This window comes from Candidatus Thorarchaeota archaeon, from assembly GCA_013388835.1.
Taxonomy (GTDB): Archaea; Asgardarchaeota; Thorarchaeia; order Thorarchaeales; family Thorarchaeaceae; genus JACAEL01.
The window spans coordinates 1-16,453 of sequence record JACAEL010000061.1 but is presented as its reverse complement, the minus strand read 5'-3'; the positions used below and the strand labels follow the sequence as shown (position 1 = coordinate 16,453).

Sequence of the window (16,453 nt, the reverse complement as noted above, 5' to 3'; positions counted from 1 at the left end):
TCCCTCAATCAACCGGGGTGTCGAGTTGGCCTCGGTTCCCCGGACAGCTGCTGCGAACCCGATATCTATAGGTCTTGCACCAGAGCAGACGGCTGGCACAACACTGCTCAGGCGAGCTCTCTAATCTTCTGGAGTATCTCACTCGGAAGATGGGGCGTCCCTGCTGGCTTTGGCATGAGATGGACTGGAGTGGTTCCGGCCTCGGCCCTGACCATGTAGTACACTTGGCCCAGATTCTGCTCGGGCACAACGAGTTTCTTGACATGTGACGCAAGTCTGGCGATATGTTCCTTCGGGAAGGGCCAGACTGTCTTGAGGCGCAGGAGGCCTGCCTTGATTCCGTCCTCTCTGGCCACCTTGATTGCGCTCTTTGCACTTCTGGATGGTGTGCCATAGGCTATCACACCAATCTCGGCGTCATCGAGCATGAACTCCTCGACCTCAATGATATCATCCGAGTGTTTGAGGATCTTGTCACTGAGCCGCTGGACTAGTTCAATCTGCACAGAGTCACTATCACTCGGGTAACCCTGCTCATCGTGGGTAAGACCTGTCGCGTAGAACTGGTACTTGGACCCCAGAAGTGCCATTGGTGGTACCAAGTCCTCGTCAGGTTTGAAGGGACGATACATGCTGGGGTCGACTGTCGGCTGCTTCCTGTAGACTGTATGAATGTCCTTCTCGTCCGGTATCACCAGTTTCTCTCTCATGTGCCCGACGACCTCGTCCGCAAGAATGAACACCGGCACACGATATTTCTCGGAGAGATTGAATGCAGTCACGGTCTGGTCAAACATCTCCTGAACGGAGGCGGGCGTCAGTGCAATCACCTGGTAGTCCCCGTGGCTGCCCCACTTCGCCTGCATCACATCTCCCTGTTGACCACGCGTTGGCTGACCAGTGCTTGGTCCTCCTCTCATTATATTCACTAGGACCAAAGGGGTCTCCGTCATTACCGCCAGACCTACCGCCTCCATCATGAGGCTTGCACCCGGACCGGAGGTCGCAGTCATGGCCTTAGTGCCTGCCCATGAGGCACCAATGACACTTGTTATCGAGGCTATCTCGTCCTCAAACTGGACGTACGCACCTCCCACCTCCGGCATTCGCTGTGACATCCACTCTGCAATCTCTGTTGCGGGCGTGATAGGATATCCTCCAAAGTATCTGCATCCCGCGCTCAGTGCTCCCTCTGCACAAGCGATGTCACCCATTGTAAACATGATGCGTTGGCCCATTCACTGCTTCTCCTCCGTAGCGGTATGAGTCTGGGACATGAACTCGGGGATTAGAGTGTTCTGCTCCACACTCCCTGACTTCCACGCTGCTTCGGCCTCGTCCCTATCCGCCAGAAAGATTGCCATATCTGGACAGATCCTCTCGCAGAACTCGCAGTTCACACATGCCTCGTAGTCGCAGGCCTTGACTGGGTGGTATCCCCTTCTGTTGTACTTGGTGGTGTCAAGACACAGCACGTTCTTCGGACAGAACTCGACGCACAAGCCGCACTGCTTGCACTGCTCCTGGAGTATGACTAACACCCTTTCCCTTGTTCGTGGTGGCTTCGGCACTATTGGTGTTCGAACTGTGGACATCGCTACCTACTCCTGAGCCTTCTGCAGGCTTCTACGTGAGCGCGTCGGGTCTTGACGCTGCCACATTATTGGGGGTCTGGACTTCTGCTCGGGTACACCTATATGAGCATTACCTTAGGAATCGACTGTCTCTTCCCACATGGCGTAGAGTTAATAACCGCCGCTAATCATCCGCGGTGCATTCCACTCGGGAGCAGAGGGTATTGCCTGAAGACGAGCCTGATGAAGAGGAACTGGTAAGCGACCTGAAGGGAAAGACCATGAGCGTCTACTGGTACCTCCTTCGTCATCACACGCCGATGACCGCCCGGGAGGTTCAGCGAGGCACCCGGCTGTCGAGTCCCTCTCTTGCCATGCATCACCTTGAGCGTCTCCGCACGCTTGGTCTCGTCGACAAGGATGCTCACGGACAGTACACGGTACGCAGGGATGTCCGTGTGGGTGTGCTCAAGCTGTTCATAGGGAGCGGCAGGCTGATGGTCCCCCGTTTTCTGTTCTATGCCACCTTCTACACATCCGTGACAGCGGCGTTGTCGACAACCATGATTCTGCTTTGGCGATTCAATGACTGGTTCTCTGTTGCATTGCTTCTGCTTCTCATATCCGTCTGTTTCACTCTATGGGTTGAGACGTTTCGCGTTTGGAACGAGCAGCCCTTTCCGGAGGAGAGAGAGTGAGTTCTAAGAATAGAACTAAGTGGCTCTCATTGGTTATTCGTGTATCAATAGTGTCATTCACCGGAGGATTGAAACGATTGCCAGACTCTCGGGGACGAACCCCCCTTGTTGCGCTGCTACTGCTGACACTGGGTCTTCTATTGATGGGGCTCAGCCCGACCCATGTGAGTCCGGCATCCGCTTCGAGTCCCATTTGTGACGCGACATGTTGCTCAGAAGAGCCCTCTGTATCCCTGACATATCACAGTCGCTCTAACACATCTGAGATTCCGGTCAGCTCAGGTGACATACTGGCAGGGGACCACATTGTACTGACTTCCACATGGCACCCCTCCACCATAATAAACCGAACCCGAATTGAAGTGTCTGCCGAGGCCCTTGATGCATCACTGTACGCAGAGAGCAGTTCACCAGCAGTCTCCGTTGACACCCGGTATCTGAACAACAACGCGAGCTGTACCGTGACCATGACTGCATGGCTGAAGAACGGCACAGTTGTGGTGGCTTTGAGTCCCGACGTCTATATTGGAAACTTCTTCAAGCCAACCGTCAGAGTCGTGTCGCCCAACGGCGGAGAGGTGTGGACCGGACACAATAACATCACATGGATCGCGGAGGACCTGAATCAAGACGAGACACTCGTCTTTGCGGTCTATCTGTCAGCAGACTCTGGAAGGACCTACCAGCTGCTAGCATCCGGTCTCACTACAAACCACTACACATGGAACTGCACAGGGTTACCCCGTCTTGACACATATTCTGTTCAGGTTCGAGTTTCAGACGGCATCTACATGTCGACAGACTCGTCTGATGCGCTGTTCACTGCTGGCGACATACCCGTCACAAGTACCACCTCTGGCGGGCAACCTGTCATTGACATCACAGCCGTCTATCTGCTTGCAGCCATCGTGACAAGCAGCACGATGGCGCTCATTGTCTATGTTGCAGCCAAGCGATGGTTGTAGGCCGATAGGAGCCCGGACGACACGGTACGCTCACCAAGTCCTGTTGACCACGCGCGCCGCATGCTCATGACTGTCCCACATCTGGGAGGCTGTCACAACTCTAGCCGAGCACCTTTTCAAGCAGCGGCTGTGTATTGACAACATGCTTGTTGAGTCCCAGCAACTCTGGATCGAGTCCCATAGCTAGTCCCAGCAGCTGAGTGTAGTAGATGACTGGTACCTGATAGCGCGCTTCACCCAGTTCCTTGTTGAGCTGGGCCTGCGAGTGCTCGAACTGCAGGTGGCAGAATGAGCAGACGTCCACCACTGCATCCACACCAGCCTCTATCATGTTATCGAGCTTCTCCTTTGCGATGTCGATACTGACCGGGACGTTGCTGCCGCGCACGCCACCGCCTGCACCGCAGCAGAGGAACTTGTCCTTGTACTTGACGCTGGTAGCGCCAGTCGCCTCCACAAGTTCATCGAGGAATGTGTGCTTCTGAGTCTGCTTCCAAGGTCTGTTCTTGCTCGGTTTCAAGAGATGGCATCCATAGTGAACGCCCACCCTGATGCCTTTGAGTGGTCGTACGACTGTTGACCTGACCTTCTCGACTCCCAGAGAATAGATCACCTCGATAAGGTGCTTCGCGTCAGACTTGGCTGTGAACTTGATACCAAGTCCTTTGAATACCTCCTGAATCTCCTTCAGTCTCTGTGGATGTGCGTTGACCTCCGCTAGGGTCTCCTTGAAGGTGCCGTAGCATCCATTGCACCCGGTGATTATGTCGTGTCCGGCCTTCTCAGCGAGGGCAAGATTCCTGGCCGCAAGTGCCAGCCATGTGGGCTCGCTGAACGACCGAATCACTCCCGGTGCAGGACAGCAGCTCGCTCCCTCTAGGTCCACAATCTTGATACCGAGCCTCGGAAGTACCTCTCGAATGCTCTTCTCCACGTTGGGAAATCGGTTGGGCATGACACAGCCCAAGAACAGCGAATAGGTGGGTGTCTCAGACTCGGTCATCTCACTGGGCTCCTGGCTCCTTTTCTATTGTGTCCACGAAACCGGTCCGCTTGAGAATCTCTTGGACCTCCCTGAGCGCCTTCTCATCCGAGTGCACCGTCGGTGGTATCTCCTGAAGCCCCAACTCGCTGCGCATCTCTCGATTTGCGTCATCCAGTGGCACTGCATGGCCTGTTTCAATGAGCTTCTGGGAGGACTTCCTGTGTTGCGGCAACATGAATCCCTCCTTGACTGCCATGTTCCTCATGATGATGATTGCATCAGTGACTTTGATCTGACGCGGACATCTCTCAAGGCATGTGAGGCAGGTTGCACAGAGCCACAGGTCCGGAGAGCTCAGGACCTCCTCCTTTAGACCGAGAAGGGCCTTGCGAATCAGTTCGCGGGTACGAAATGCGGTGCGACGACCGCTAGGGCACACTGACGAACATGTTCCACACTGGATGCAGGTTCGTATCCTGTCAGCACCCTTCCCAACTATTCTGTCGACAAAAGATGGGTCGATACTACTTCCATCGATTGTCTCTCGCTTGATGGATTCGGCCATTTTGTGACCTCTGTTATGGGGAGCTCATCATCGAACCCGCATTGCTGCACAATATAAGGATTGAGGGATGTACCGTATTCTGTCGCGACAGTCTTAATACTCACACGATGGCGGTCGACTAGACATTGACTCTCCACTTGCACGGAAAGAGCTCGTCGGTTGCCATGACCGGGCTCTTCGCCTCATTGATCGCAGTACTTGACTCGACACCTATGCTCCCGGGCTTCTATAGTGGTGTCTGGGACTCGTGGGCGTTCATCTTAAGTCCCCTGGCCGGCATGCTCCTCGGTCCTGTCTTGGGAGCGTCTTCGGTCCTTGTAGGCTCCGTCCTAGGGCATGTCATTATGACCAGAGACCCGTACGAGTCCGTCTTCATGTTCGGTGCTCCGGTCGGTGCGGCAGTGACGGGAGCTGTCATGCAGGGACACCACAGAACTGTCTTTGCGGCGTATACTCTGATGTTCGTGCCCTATCTCCTCACACCAGTCTCTCGGGACCTACCGCTGTGGGGAGTGTGGGACACTCTAGGCGCATGGTTCCTCTCTGTCATCTTGTGTTCTAAGAAGAGGCATTCCGACTCAGTCGATGCGTCGTTTTCCGTCATGACACTCTGTGCAGCAGTGCTGGGACTGGAGGCTGATGTGCTCTTTCGTCTGTTCCTACTGGTGCCGTGTCAGACCTACTCTCTCTTCTATGGGCTGACACCTGACCAACTGGCCGTTCTGTGGGCGGCCGCATCTATCATTGTGCCTGCGAAGGTCGCTCTCGCAACGGTCTTCACCGCAGCACTGAACAAGCGACTGGAGAACGTCGTGGCTAGGACCTGACACTCGAACTCGCCGGGAAAGTCGGGTCATTTGACAATGGATTTAAGGTTGAACTTCCCGCGTGTCTTGACGGCTGGTGTTCCCACTTGACGGTCATTGAAGAAAGACCCCCATTTGACATCGACCAACCAGACAGCTCCTTTGTCGATATGATAAAGAAGACTGGTGGTCCCAACATCCAGAGTTGTTTTCAGTGTGGGACCTGTTCAGGCTCCTGCCCGGCCGGGGCAAGGACCAACTATCTTGTCAGAGGAATCATTCGCAAGGCTCTGTTAGGCCTCAAGGAAGAGGTGATCTCCGCACCTGAGCTGTGGTACTGCACCACCTGCTATACCTGCACTGACCGCTGTCCTCAGGACGTGAAGCCCACCGATGTGATCAAGGCGATACGCAATATTGCAGTCGCGGAGGGGTACATGCTTGAGCCCCACCAGAAGGTGGCACAGAAGGTGCTTGAGGCCGGTCATGCTGTGCCACTCGACAAGGAGTCGTGGTCGCAGCTCAGAGAGAAGGTCGGTCTGAAACCCATGCCACCCAATGCTTCCAGCCATCCTGAGGCGGTTGAAGAGATTCTGAAGATGGCCAAGAAGAGCAAGTTCGACAGACTTGTCGCTGAAAAGGGGAAGTGAGCAAATGGCTAAGCACTCTTACTATCATTTTCTCGGTTGTATCATTCCTCATCGATATCCGAGCATTGAGAGAGCCACGAACCTCGTGTTCGAAGACCTCGGACTGGAGCTGCTGGACATGGTGGGCGCATCATGCTGCCCTGCCCCCGGGGTCTTTGGGTCGTTTGACAGAGTCACCTGGGCAAGCATTGCCGCCCGTAATCTGACGCTCGCAGAAGCGGGTGGACATGACATAGTGACTGGTTGCAACGGCTGTTTTGCATCCCTTTGGGACTCCAACCACGAGCTGAAGCACGATGTGGAACTCCGGACGAAAGTCAACGAGATCCTGGGTGAAGTGGGTCGTGAGTTCAAGGGCACGATAGAGGTCTATCACTACGTCGATGTACTATACAATGTGGTTGGTACGCAGAAGATCAGAGAACATGTGACAAGGCCTCTCAATGGCGTCCGGATGGCACTGCATCCGGGCTGCCACTGGATGCGGCCGCGCGCTGTGAAGAAGAAGGACAACTCGGAACGCCCCCGCATATTCAGAGAACTATGTGAGGCGACGGGTGCCGAGTACGTACCGTACAGGGACGAGCTGATCTGCTGCGGGGCCGGCGGCGCAGTGCGCACTGCAGATGTGAAGGTTGCACTAGACTTCACAGTGCAGAAGTTCGACAGTATTCTGAAGGCTGGTGGTGCAGACCTGATTGTCACTCCCTGCCCCTTCTGTGAGCTGCAGCTAGACATGGGGCAGGTGGAGATACAGAAGCTGTTCAACAAGTCGTACAACTTCGATGTGCTGCATGTATCAGAGTTGCTGGCGCTCGCGTTTGGTCACGAACCGGAAGAGTTCGGCCTGGGGACGCACCTTCAGTATCAACAGCGTAAGAGTGCACCCGGCTTCTTGGCGAAGGTCTCCGACAGCAGTACGTAGCCAAGACTATTCCCATGCGGCTCGGTCGGTCAGTGCGGCGTGTCTGTCTCAGTGAGAGCAATCGTACTACGGCAGCTGGTCCGCAGCCCGAGCCTCTGTCACTCTCTGCAGCTGTGTATGGTGTCTGCTCAATGACAAACATTTTATCGTCGGTTTCGGACCGCCCGACCTACACCCCGGAGTGAATCTATCCATGGCCAAGGCCAACACGAAGCCGGTTGTCATAATTGGCGCAGGCATTGCGGGTATCCGCGCAGCCCTCGACCTCGCCGAGATGGGCGTCAGGGTCTTTATGGTTGAGAAGGAGCCCTCCATAGGGGGACATATGGCTCAACTCGACAAGGTATTTCCAACGATGGACTGTTCCATGTGCATCATGGGTCCGTGGATGGTTGACTGTTCAAGGCACCCCAACATTGAGATTCTTGCGTACTCGGAAGTCAAGGAGGTGACGGGGAAGAAGGGCGACTTCACGGTCAAGGTGCTCAGGCGGACTCGAAGAGTGAACGTGGACAAGTGCACGGGCTGTGGGGACTGCCAGCGAGTGTGCCCAATCGAGGTTCCAAACGAGTATGACATGGGTCTGAAGATGCGGAAGGCCGCATACATCCCGTTTCCTCAGGCAGTACCCAATGTCGCCACTATTGACTTCACCAACTGCATCGAGTGTATGACCTGTGTCAAGACATGCAAGGCTTCTGCAATCGACTTCGCAATAAAGGACGAGCCTGTCGAGATCAACGCGGGCGCAATCATCCTTGCAACCGGCTACAAGTTGCTTGACCCCTCGACGGTACCCGAGTATGGTTATGGTCGGTATGCGAACGTTGTGTCAAGTCTTGAGTACGAGCGGATGGTCAGTGCAAGTGGTCCGACGAGGGGCGTTGTGATGAGGCCTTCAGATGGCCGTGAACCGCACCGTATCGCCTTTGTCCAGTGTGTGGGTTCGCGCGACGTGAATCACTGCGCGTACTGCTCTAGAATCTGCTGTACCTACGCAACAAAGGAGTCCATCATCACAAAGGAGCACACCCCCGAGGTCCATATTGATATCCTGTACAATGACATGCGCGCCTTCGGCAAGGGCTTCGAGGAATTCCTTGTACGCGGGGAGACGGAGTATGGCATAAGATATGTCAAGGGCCTACCCAGTGAGATACAGGAGGACCCGGCAACTGGTGACCTACTTGTGCGACACAGCGATGTCAAGGGTCATGAGGTGCTGCTTGACAGGTATGACCTGGTAGTCCTCTGTCCGGCAATGGTCCCAAATGACAACACCGCTCTGTTCGAGAGAATCGGTCTCACTAGTGACCAGTACGGCTTTGTGCCCGGTGTGGGTGGTCACATCGAGAGTGTGCGGACCAACATACCCGGGGTCTACATGTGCGGTACTGTGAATCAACCAAAGGACATTCCGGACTCAGTGGCACAGGCCAGCGCTGCCTCTGCCCTTGCAGTGCTTGACCTCGCGATATCTCCCAGGGAACCAGCCGAGGTGGTCACCGAAGCTGACCTGGAACTCATGGCTGCAGAGCCAAGAATTGGGGTCTTCATCTGTTCGTGTGGTATCAACATTGCAGGCACTGTGGATGTGGCCGAAGTCACGCGCTATGCGTCCACACTTCCTGGTGTTGTTCATGCTGAGAACCTGCTGTACTCCTGTTCTTCTGACGCTCAGGTTGTGATAAAGGAAGCAATCAGGCAGCATAACCTCAATCGTGTCATTGTGGCATCGTGCACTCCCCGGACTCATGAGCCACTCTTTCGTGCCACCATTCAGGAGGCCGGTCTAAACAAGTACCTCTTTGAGATGGCCAACATCCGAGAGCACTGCTCATGGATTCACCAGACCGCCAAGGATGAGGCCACTGCAAAGGCGATGGACTTGGTTCGGATGTCGGTGGCGAGGTCACGGATTCTTGAGCCGCAGACCGAGGCTATCACTCAGGTGGAGCCATCCGCTCTGGTGATCGGCGCGGGGGTCGCGGGCATGTCCGCTGCGCGCACTATAGCCGAAGCCGGCTTCAAAGTCTATCTTGTGGAGCGGGAGGACCATGTGGGCGGCCTACTGAACAAGCTGCGCTCAGTTGACTTTGACTTCAGGCCCGCAGCCGACGTCGTGGCTGAGAACGAACGCGCTGTGCGCAGTTCTCCCAACATTGAACTGATGCTTGAGTCCGAGGTTGTTGATGCAAAGGGGTCCATCGGTGCCTTTGATGTGACGATCAAGACCGGGAACAAGAAGCGTGAAGTCAAGGTGGGCGTAGTGGTGGTTGCCACCGGCGCCTTGCCGCTGGAAGAGCAGGGCCTCTACGGCCTCAAGAAGCTCCCCGAGGTGATGACGGAGCTGGAGTTCAACCAGCGTCTCGCATCCGGAGAGGGCCTTACCGATGGGGAGACCTTCGCTGTCATCCACTGTGCTGGTTCCCGCGAAGACGAGTCGGTTGAGAAGGCGCGTACGTGGTGTTCTGCAATATGCTGCACGGTTGCTCTTGAGCACACGCTTGAGCTGCTGAAGGCCTACCCCAAGTCACGGGTGTTCCATCTCTACAGGGACCTCAGAGTCGCCTATTCTGCAGAGGACAAGTACCGTGAGGCACGAAAAAAGGGCGTTGTCTTCATTCGGTTCGACAAGAACTCACCACCGGAGGTCAAGAAGGGCTCTGGCAAGGCATTGCGAGTGGAAGTCACAGACCAGATCCTTGGTGCCAGACTCCTGCTGGACGTTGACCATGTCGTTCTGGCCACTGCAATGGTGCCAGCTGAACAGAACAAGGTCATCTCCGAGTTGTTCAAGGTCCCTCTGAACATGTCCGGTTTCTTCATGGAGGCCCACCCAAAGCTGCGTCCTGTCGACTTCCAGACGGACGGTGTCTACGTGGCTGGGACTGCCACGGCTCCAAAGTCAATCGATGAAGCAATTGCTCAGGGTCGTGGTGCAGCGGCCCGGGCACTGATCCCTCTGATAAGTGGCGTACGCAAGACCGAGGCCATTGTGTCTGTAGTTGACCCCGAGGTCTGTGTGGGCTGTGGCACTTGTGAGATCAACTGTGTCTACAATGCCATAGAGGTGATGCCTGGAGAAGGTGGTCATGACTATGCCGTTTCTAACCCTGTGCTATGTCAGGGATGCGGCAAGTGTGCTGCCGGTTGTCCAGCTGGAGCAATCACCATGAAGCACTTCACTGACGATCAGATTCTCGCCCAGGTCAAGGCTGCAATCGCCGACCTGCCAGCCAATCAGCCACGGATACTGGCAATGATATGCAACTGGTGCTCCTATGCTGGTGCGGATAATGCTGGGGTGTCACGTCTGCAACAGCCATCCACAGTCAGAGACATCAGAGTCATGTGCACAGGCCGCATCAGTGTGGCTCACATACTGGAGGCCTTCCGTCTTGGAGCAGACATGGTGTGGATATCTGGCTGTCACTTCGGTGACTGTCACTATGTCGATGGCAATGTCTCATTCGAGCGACGCTATAGTATTGCCAAGAGAATAATCGAAAAGGCCGGTCTGGAACCCGAACGGCTGCAGTTCACTCAGATTAGCGCAAGCGAAGGATCTGTATGGGCAGAGAAGGTCAGAGAGCTCTCATCACTCGTAGAGCGGCTTGGACCAAGTCCACTGAGGAGGTAGATACAATGACACAGAGTTGGGGTCAGTTCAAGTCCTTTGAGGGTCGCCAGTTCAAGGCACTGGACGCAGAGTTCACAGCCGAGGTGGGGCGTCTTCTTGGTGGTCAGGACCTCTCTGCATGCTTCCAGTGTGCCAAGTGCAGTGCGGGCTGTACCGTTAGCGACAAGGTCAACATCCAGGTGCATGAGCTCATGCGTATGCTCCTCTTTGGACTCAGGGAAGTACTAGAGACAGACATGGTCTGGTTGTGTACCACCTGTTATACCTGTCAGGAGCGCTGCCCGCAGGGGATTGAGATAACAGACATAATCTTTGGTCTGAAGAACATGGCCTTTCGAAAGGGAATTGCCCCCGCCGGATACCTGGGTGCAAGAAAGGGTCTGTATGACACAGGTCGTCTGTATGAGGCGACTGACTGGGAACGCGAGGACCTAGGTCTGGACCCTGTCCCAAGGCTGGATGTCAGGGACACGCAGAAGATGCTGGACAGTACTGGTCTGATGAAGCTGGAGGAGAGTGAGGACTGAGATGACCCTCAGCTACGAGCTATTTCTGGGCTGTGCGATTCCCGCCAGATTCAACAACTATGAGAGTTCTCTTCGGGCAGTCGCAAAGGAACTGGGTGTCGAGCTGATCGACTTCGAAGGCGCCTCGTGCTGTGGTACTGTCGTCATGAAGTCGATTCATGAAGCCAGCTGGCTCTCTCTCTCGGGAAGGAACATCGCACTTGCGGAGAGCCGAGGACACGACATCGTGACACCTTGCAATGGTTGCTTCGGCTCATTGAAGGACACCGACCATGTTCTCCACGGGCATAGTCAACTGCGCGAAGCGGTCAACAAGACCCTCAAGCCTCTGGGTCTGCAGTACCAGGGAAAGGCGAAGATCCGCCACTTCGTAGAGGTCCTGTATGACCTGAGAGAGGAGATTGCAGGCCACATAGTCAGGCCTCTCGATGGACTGCGGATTGCCTTTCACCCCGGGTGTCATCTCCTCAGGCCATCCAATGTGGCCGGGTTCGACGACCCCGAGCTACCGCGGAAGGTCGACGAACTGCTGGAGCTGACTGGTGCGAAGAGTGTACCGTGGGGCCTGAAGCTTCGCTGCTGTGGGTCGCCACTGCTCATTGCCAGCGAGGAAGTCGCAACTCGAATCCTTCGAGAGAAGATGATCTCGGCACGAGAGGCAGGTGCTCACTGTATCGTCACGAACTGCCCTGCATGCCATACTCAGTTTGACCTGCAGCTGAGGGGACTCAAAGACGACAACGGACAGTCACTGGAGATGCCCGGTCTGTTTGTGACACAGGTGCTGGGACTGGCCATGGGCCTCGACTCTGAACAACTGGGTCTTCAGCTGAACAGAATCTCACTCGACCCCATCCGAGGACTGCTTGGACTGTAGCTGTAATCTCTCTATTCAGCCCGTCTGCCAGAAGACTTGCTTACGCAAGACGCCATCCTCGTCGTCCCGTCTGTCAGCCTCCTCCCGGTACTCCTGCGACCTGCCAGTCCTCGACTCCCTGAACTTCCCATTTGCAGGACCAACAGGACACACAGACGATTCATTTCACTCTGCTCTCACCATAGAAGAGCCGTCCGAGTCGCGTCATTGCCTGTCTGACACACTCCCGCTTCCCACTCACTTGCAGATGTCTGTCGCCATCAAGAGAGATGTTGACCCTGCAATCTTCGGCAATCTCTGAGATCACCTCGACAGGGATGTCTTCGAGAAGTCGAATCCTAAAGAACCCCACGTCCTTGTCGCGTGGCAGGTCCGTTATAGGTATCGAGCGCGCCTCTTCGGGGGGAGGTATCTCTCCACGGACTGCTCTGTCAAAGCTCTCCTGCCACCGTCGTCTGTAGTCGGGTCCGCCCTGCTGTTCAGCCCACATCATGACTGTGTCTCTCAAGAGCAACATCCTGTGCTCCATTTCCTCTCTGAGGCGCGAGTCCTCTTCATCGGTGGTGCCCATCTCTGCACCGAAAGAACGTAGATACTCCAGACTCATCTTGGTGTTCCGCATGTCCGCATAGGTCAGGTCTGGAATGAATGCACCCTTCTCTCTCAGTTCTCCGAGGAGTTCATTGATGACCATCCACCCCGCGCTGAGTCCTTCGAGTGACACCATGTGTATCACTCCCTGAGCATCTCGGCTATCTCTTCCAACAGGCTCTTCTCACGCCACCATCGCAGGTCTCTTGCGCCCGTCGGACAGATTGCAGCACACGCGCCGCAGCCTTGACAGGCCATCTCGTCAGTCACGCTCTTCTTCACACCGGGCGCAACCTCTATCATTGAGACTGCATCATATGGGCAGATCTCCGAGTAGTGACAGAGGTCACAGCCAACGCAGAGTTCCTGGTTGACTTCCGCTGTGAGAAGCTCGATCTCAACAGTACCAAGATTGAGTGGTGCAGTGGCCTCCGATGCAGCTCCTCTTGCCTGACTGATGGAGTCGGCAACGTTCTTTGCATAGGTGACGCCCAGAAAGACACCTGGCACGGTGGTCTCCACAGGTCTGTACTTCATGTGCATCTCGCGCAGGAAGCCGTCCTGACCGACACTCAATCCAATCGCCTTGACGAGCTCACCAACGTCGTGTGGGGCCTCCAGGCCCAGTGCAAGGACCACCATCTCCGAGTGGATGTTGAGGGTGCGTTGTGAGAGAGTGTCATACACGGTCACTATTGCCTCTTTGCCGTCAGGAGACCTCTGCACAGTGACTGGACGTTCCCGCGTCCATCTCAGGTAGGACACTCCGTTCTGTCTGTTCTCTCTCCACATCTCCTCCATGCCCTTGGCATATGGTCTGATGTGTTCCTTGTACGCAGAGAACACCTTGATGCCGGGGAACATCTCAAGCAGCTCGTGCTGCATGGCAATCACAGCAGAACAGCACACCCTTGAGCAATACCTGTTGCCCTCTCCCGGACTCTGTCTGGAACCAACACAGTGAATGAAGACCGGGTTCTTGGGGGCCTTCTTCAGTTCGCCGCTCTTGATCCGCCGCTCCAGCTCAAGTGTGGATATGACCTGTGGTACCTCGCCCCAACCGTACTCTCCCGGCTTCGGGTCGTACGTGTCAGTACCAACAGCCACTACTACCGTGCCGACTCGGTGCTCGCTCTTCTCTCCCGTCCTCGTGTTCTCCACGGTCATGTCATAGTTACCATATGACCCCTTTCTTGCAACCACTTTCGAGTCCATCAGGACCTCTATTCTCTTCTCCTTCTTGACACGCGCTATCAGGTCATCGACAATCTCCTGAGCAATCTCCATCTTCGGGAAGATTCGGTGGAGGTCGTTCAGTCGTCCTCCAAGCCTGCCTGTCTTCTCAACAAGGACGACACCAAAGCCCTTTCTTGCTATGTCGAGCGCCGCAGTCATCCCTGACACTCCTCCGCCGATGACCATCACGGTCTTCTCGACCTCAAGGACCTTGACCGGCACTACCTCTGTGTTGACCGCCTTTGCAACGGCGCTTCTGATCAGGTCCTGTGCCTTCTCCTGCCGCTCCTCCGCTGGCGCCTGCGCATTGACAAGTGCCAGGTGTTCTCGGAGTCCAGCTGGTCCGACAAAGTAGTACTTGGAAAGTCCGGCTCGCTCAAGCGCTCCCCTGAAGGTCTCCTGGTGCTGTAGGGGCGAGCAGGAACCGACAACCACCCGATTGAGCTTGTGTTCCTTTATGGCATCGACAATGAGCTGCTGACCGGGGTCCGAGCACATGAAGATGTAGTCCGTGCTGTACACGACGTTCGGAAGCCCCCTTGCCCACTCTGCAAGCCCCGGCGAGCTGATCACGTTGCCGATGATTCCTCCACAGTGGCATATGAAGACTCCAACCCTCGGCCGGTCGCCAAGCTCTGCTGGTGGGACTGGCTCGGGCTTCGCTGGTGTCGGAATGGGCAGAATAGAGTGCGCCGCCATCGCAGCACCCTTGCCTTCATTCACGGTGTCTGTGCCATCCTTGGGACCATGTGCACACCCCGCAACAAATATCCCCGGCCTGCTGGTCTCAATCGACGCGGCGTTCGGATGGCGCTCCCTGATGTATCCCATCTCATCCACATCAATCTTCAACAGCTTCGCCAGCTCTTCCGTGCCACGGCTGGGCCTGAAGCTGGAGTTGAGCACGACCATGGACACGTTCTCAATCTCGATGATCTTTCCCGACTCCGTGTCCTCCATCTTCACAAACAGGTCGTGCGTGTCAGGGTCCTCGTATACCTCTGAGACCCTCCCTCTGATGAACTTGATGTGCTGGTTGTGCTCACTGTCCCAGAGAAACTCCTCAAGCAGCTTGCCTGCCGTCCTCATGTCCATGTACGTGTAGATTATCTCGCAGTGCTCAGGCGGATAGTGCATCCTCGTCACCTGCGCAAGCTTGAGACCAAAGGAACAACAGACACGGTTGCAGTGATGCGCATACCCGCCAATCTCCTCCCGAACGTCCCTGCTACCCACACAGTTGATGAATAGTATCCTCTCCGGCTCCTTGCCGTCCGAGGGCCGCACCATGTGCGCGTCTGTCGGTCCTGTCGGATGCGTCTGTCGGTCGTATTCCAACGATGTCAAGACATTCGGGTATATCCCATATCCATACTCACCATAGTCAATCGGCTTGTACTCCTCAAAGCCCGTCGCAACAATTATCGCTCCCACATGCAGGTCGTACACCCTGTCCTGATCATCATACATGATACAGTCCTGCGGACATACACCCGCACATGTTCCACACCCTATGCATGCCTCCCTGTCTATTGTCGCTATCAGAGGAATCTGCTGCGGAAAGCGCATGTATATCGCCTTCCTCAACGACAGCCCACCATCATACTCGTTCGGTACCTCTACAGGACACGCTCTCACACACTGCTGGCACCCCGTACACTTGTCCTCATTGACGTAGCGCGCCTTCTTCCTCACCGTCACCGTAAAGTCCCCGGCGCTCCCACTCACCTTCTCTACCTCCGTCAGCGCATGTATCGTGATGTTCGGCTGTTTCCCTACATACGACGTCAGCGGGGTCATGACGCAGGCTGAGCATTCAAGTGCCGGGAATACCTTGTAAATCGCCACATAGTGTCCTCCGATGTTGACGGTTCTCTCGACGAGGTGAACGTGATGTCCGCCTTTAGCGAGGTCGAGTGCGGCGTTGATGCCGGCCATACCGGCGCCTATCACGAGGACGTCAGTGGTCTTGGAAGTGGAGGACTGACCAGTGGGCTTAGAAGTGGAGGACTGTTTCCTAGGCAAGTGGGGTCGACTCCTTGATTTGGAGGCGGGGTGAACAGGCAGATATAACGCTTATTGAATGTCGCTGAGTCGCTCATCAATACGGTCGGCACTTGGGAGCGCAGAGCGCTGGTACGGATTGTCTTCTGTGGACGAATGATTTACACTGTTCAAGAACGCTGATAAGACGGTTCGGGCAGGTGCTGTTCGCTGCACAGTTGGTCGTCCTAGCCCCGGTGCTGGCCGCGAGCCTCGACCTGTACTCGCTCTGGGGCGCATTACAGACGTGGCAGGTGATCGCCACCACAGGGATGCCGATGTGGGGATAGAAGGGACTGGTATGACTGGCGAAAGACTGAAGACAGGGCAGGAAGCGTATCGGTCACCATGATTGCAGAGGCATGGAG

The 16,453-nt window shown here is 55.6% G+C and carries 14 protein-coding genes; 8 read left to right on the top strand and 6 right to left on the bottom strand.

What is annotated here, in order from left to right; genetic code table 11:
• Nucleotides 1-107: 107 nt before the first annotated feature.
• Nucleotides 108-1,238: a 2-oxoacid:acceptor oxidoreductase subunit alpha gene (locus HXY34_10345; GenBank protein NWF96526.1), complete on the bottom strand. Its 1,131-nt coding sequence runs from the start codon at nucleotides 1,236-1,238 to the stop codon at nucleotides 108-110.
• Entirely contained in the window at nucleotides 1,239-1,595 is a 357-nt protein-coding gene (locus tag HXY34_10340) for a 4Fe-4S binding protein (protein ID NWF96525.1), read from the bottom strand.
• 203 nt (nucleotides 1,596-1,798) lie between these two features.
• Here HXY34_10340 and HXY34_10335 point away from each other — a divergent pair, with 203 nt between their 5' ends.
• Nucleotides 1,799-2,272 (top strand): hypothetical protein, encoded by a 474-nt coding sequence (locus tag HXY34_10335; protein ID NWF96524.1) that lies wholly within the window; start codon nucleotides 1,799-1,801, stop codon nucleotides 2,270-2,272.
• The gene (locus HXY34_10330; protein NWF96523.1) at nucleotides 2,269-3,237 is read left to right on the top strand and encodes a hypothetical protein; all 969 of its coding nucleotides are present in this window, start codon (nucleotides 2,269-2,271) and stop codon (nucleotides 3,235-3,237) included. Before HXY34_10335 ends, HXY34_10330 begins: the two co-directional genes overlap by 4 nt.
• 100 nt (nucleotides 3,238-3,337) lie before the next feature.
• Here HXY34_10330 and hdrB (HXY34_10325) read toward each other — a convergent pair whose 3' ends face one another.
• Nucleotides 3,338-4,240, bottom strand: coding sequence for a CoB--CoM heterodisulfide reductase subunit B (gene hdrB / locus HXY34_10325; protein ID NWF96522.1), 903 nt, complete (start codon nucleotides 4,238-4,240; stop codon nucleotides 3,338-3,340).
• A 1-nt stretch (nucleotide 4,241) separates the two neighbouring features.
• Nucleotides 4,242-4,787 carry a CoB--CoM heterodisulfide reductase subunit C gene (hdrC, locus tag HXY34_10320; protein ID NWF96521.1) on the bottom strand — a complete coding sequence of 182 codons (546 nt, stop codon included), beginning with the start codon at nucleotides 4,785-4,787 and terminating at the stop codon, nucleotides 4,242-4,244.
• Nucleotides 4,788-4,912: 125 nt separating this feature from the next.
• On the opposite strand from hdrC (HXY34_10320), the gene HXY34_10315 reads away from it, so the two are divergent.
• The 6 genes from HXY34_10315 (at nucleotide 4,913) to HXY34_10290 (ending at nucleotide 12,215) form a co-directional block, all read left to right on the top strand.
• Complete coding sequence (locus tag HXY34_10315) at nucleotides 4,913-5,614, top strand: hypothetical protein (protein ID NWF96520.1); 702 nt, start codon at nucleotides 4,913-4,915, stop codon at nucleotides 5,612-5,614.
• 149 nt (nucleotides 5,615-5,763) lie between these two features.
• Complete coding sequence (hdrC, locus tag HXY34_10310) at nucleotides 5,764-6,243, top strand: CoB--CoM heterodisulfide reductase subunit C (GenBank protein ID NWF96519.1); 480 nt, start codon at nucleotides 5,764-5,766, stop codon at nucleotides 6,241-6,243.
• Between the two features lie 4 nt (nucleotides 6,244-6,247).
• A complete protein-coding gene (hdrB, locus tag HXY34_10305) occupies nucleotides 6,248-7,168 on the top strand; it encodes a CoB--CoM heterodisulfide reductase subunit B (protein ID NWF96518.1) in 921 nt (306 codons plus the stop codon).
• A 193-nt stretch (nucleotides 7,169-7,361) separates the two neighbouring features.
• On the top strand, nucleotides 7,362-10,811 hold the full coding sequence (locus HXY34_10300; protein NWF96517.1) for a hydrogenase iron-sulfur subunit: 3,450 nt from the start codon (nucleotides 7,362-7,364) through the stop codon (nucleotides 10,809-10,811).
• 5 nt (nucleotides 10,812-10,816) lie between these two features.
• Complete coding sequence (locus tag HXY34_10295; protein ID NWF96516.1) at nucleotides 10,817-11,338, top strand: 4Fe-4S dicluster domain-containing protein; 522 nt, start codon at nucleotides 10,817-10,819, stop codon at nucleotides 11,336-11,338.
• Nucleotides 11,328-12,215 (top strand): CoB--CoM heterodisulfide reductase iron-sulfur subunit B family protein, encoded by an 888-nt coding sequence (locus tag HXY34_10290; GenBank protein ID NWF96515.1) that lies wholly within the window; start codon nucleotides 11,328-11,330, stop codon nucleotides 12,213-12,215. Before HXY34_10295 ends, HXY34_10290 begins: the two co-directional genes overlap by 11 nt.
• Before the next feature lie 160 nt (nucleotides 12,216-12,375).
• On the opposite strand, the gene HXY34_10285 is transcribed toward HXY34_10290, so the two are convergent.
• The gene (locus HXY34_10285; protein ID NWF96514.1) at nucleotides 12,376-12,942 is read right to left on the bottom strand and encodes a DUF2096 family protein; all 567 of its coding nucleotides are present in this window, start codon (nucleotides 12,940-12,942) and stop codon (nucleotides 12,376-12,378) included.
• Between the two features lie 5 nt (nucleotides 12,943-12,947).
• On the bottom strand, nucleotides 12,948-16,067 hold the full coding sequence (locus HXY34_10280; GenBank protein NWF96513.1) for a CoB--CoM heterodisulfide reductase iron-sulfur subunit A family protein: 3,120 nt from the start codon (nucleotides 16,065-16,067) through the stop codon (nucleotides 12,948-12,950).
• Nucleotides 16,068-16,453: the final 386 nt, after the last annotated feature.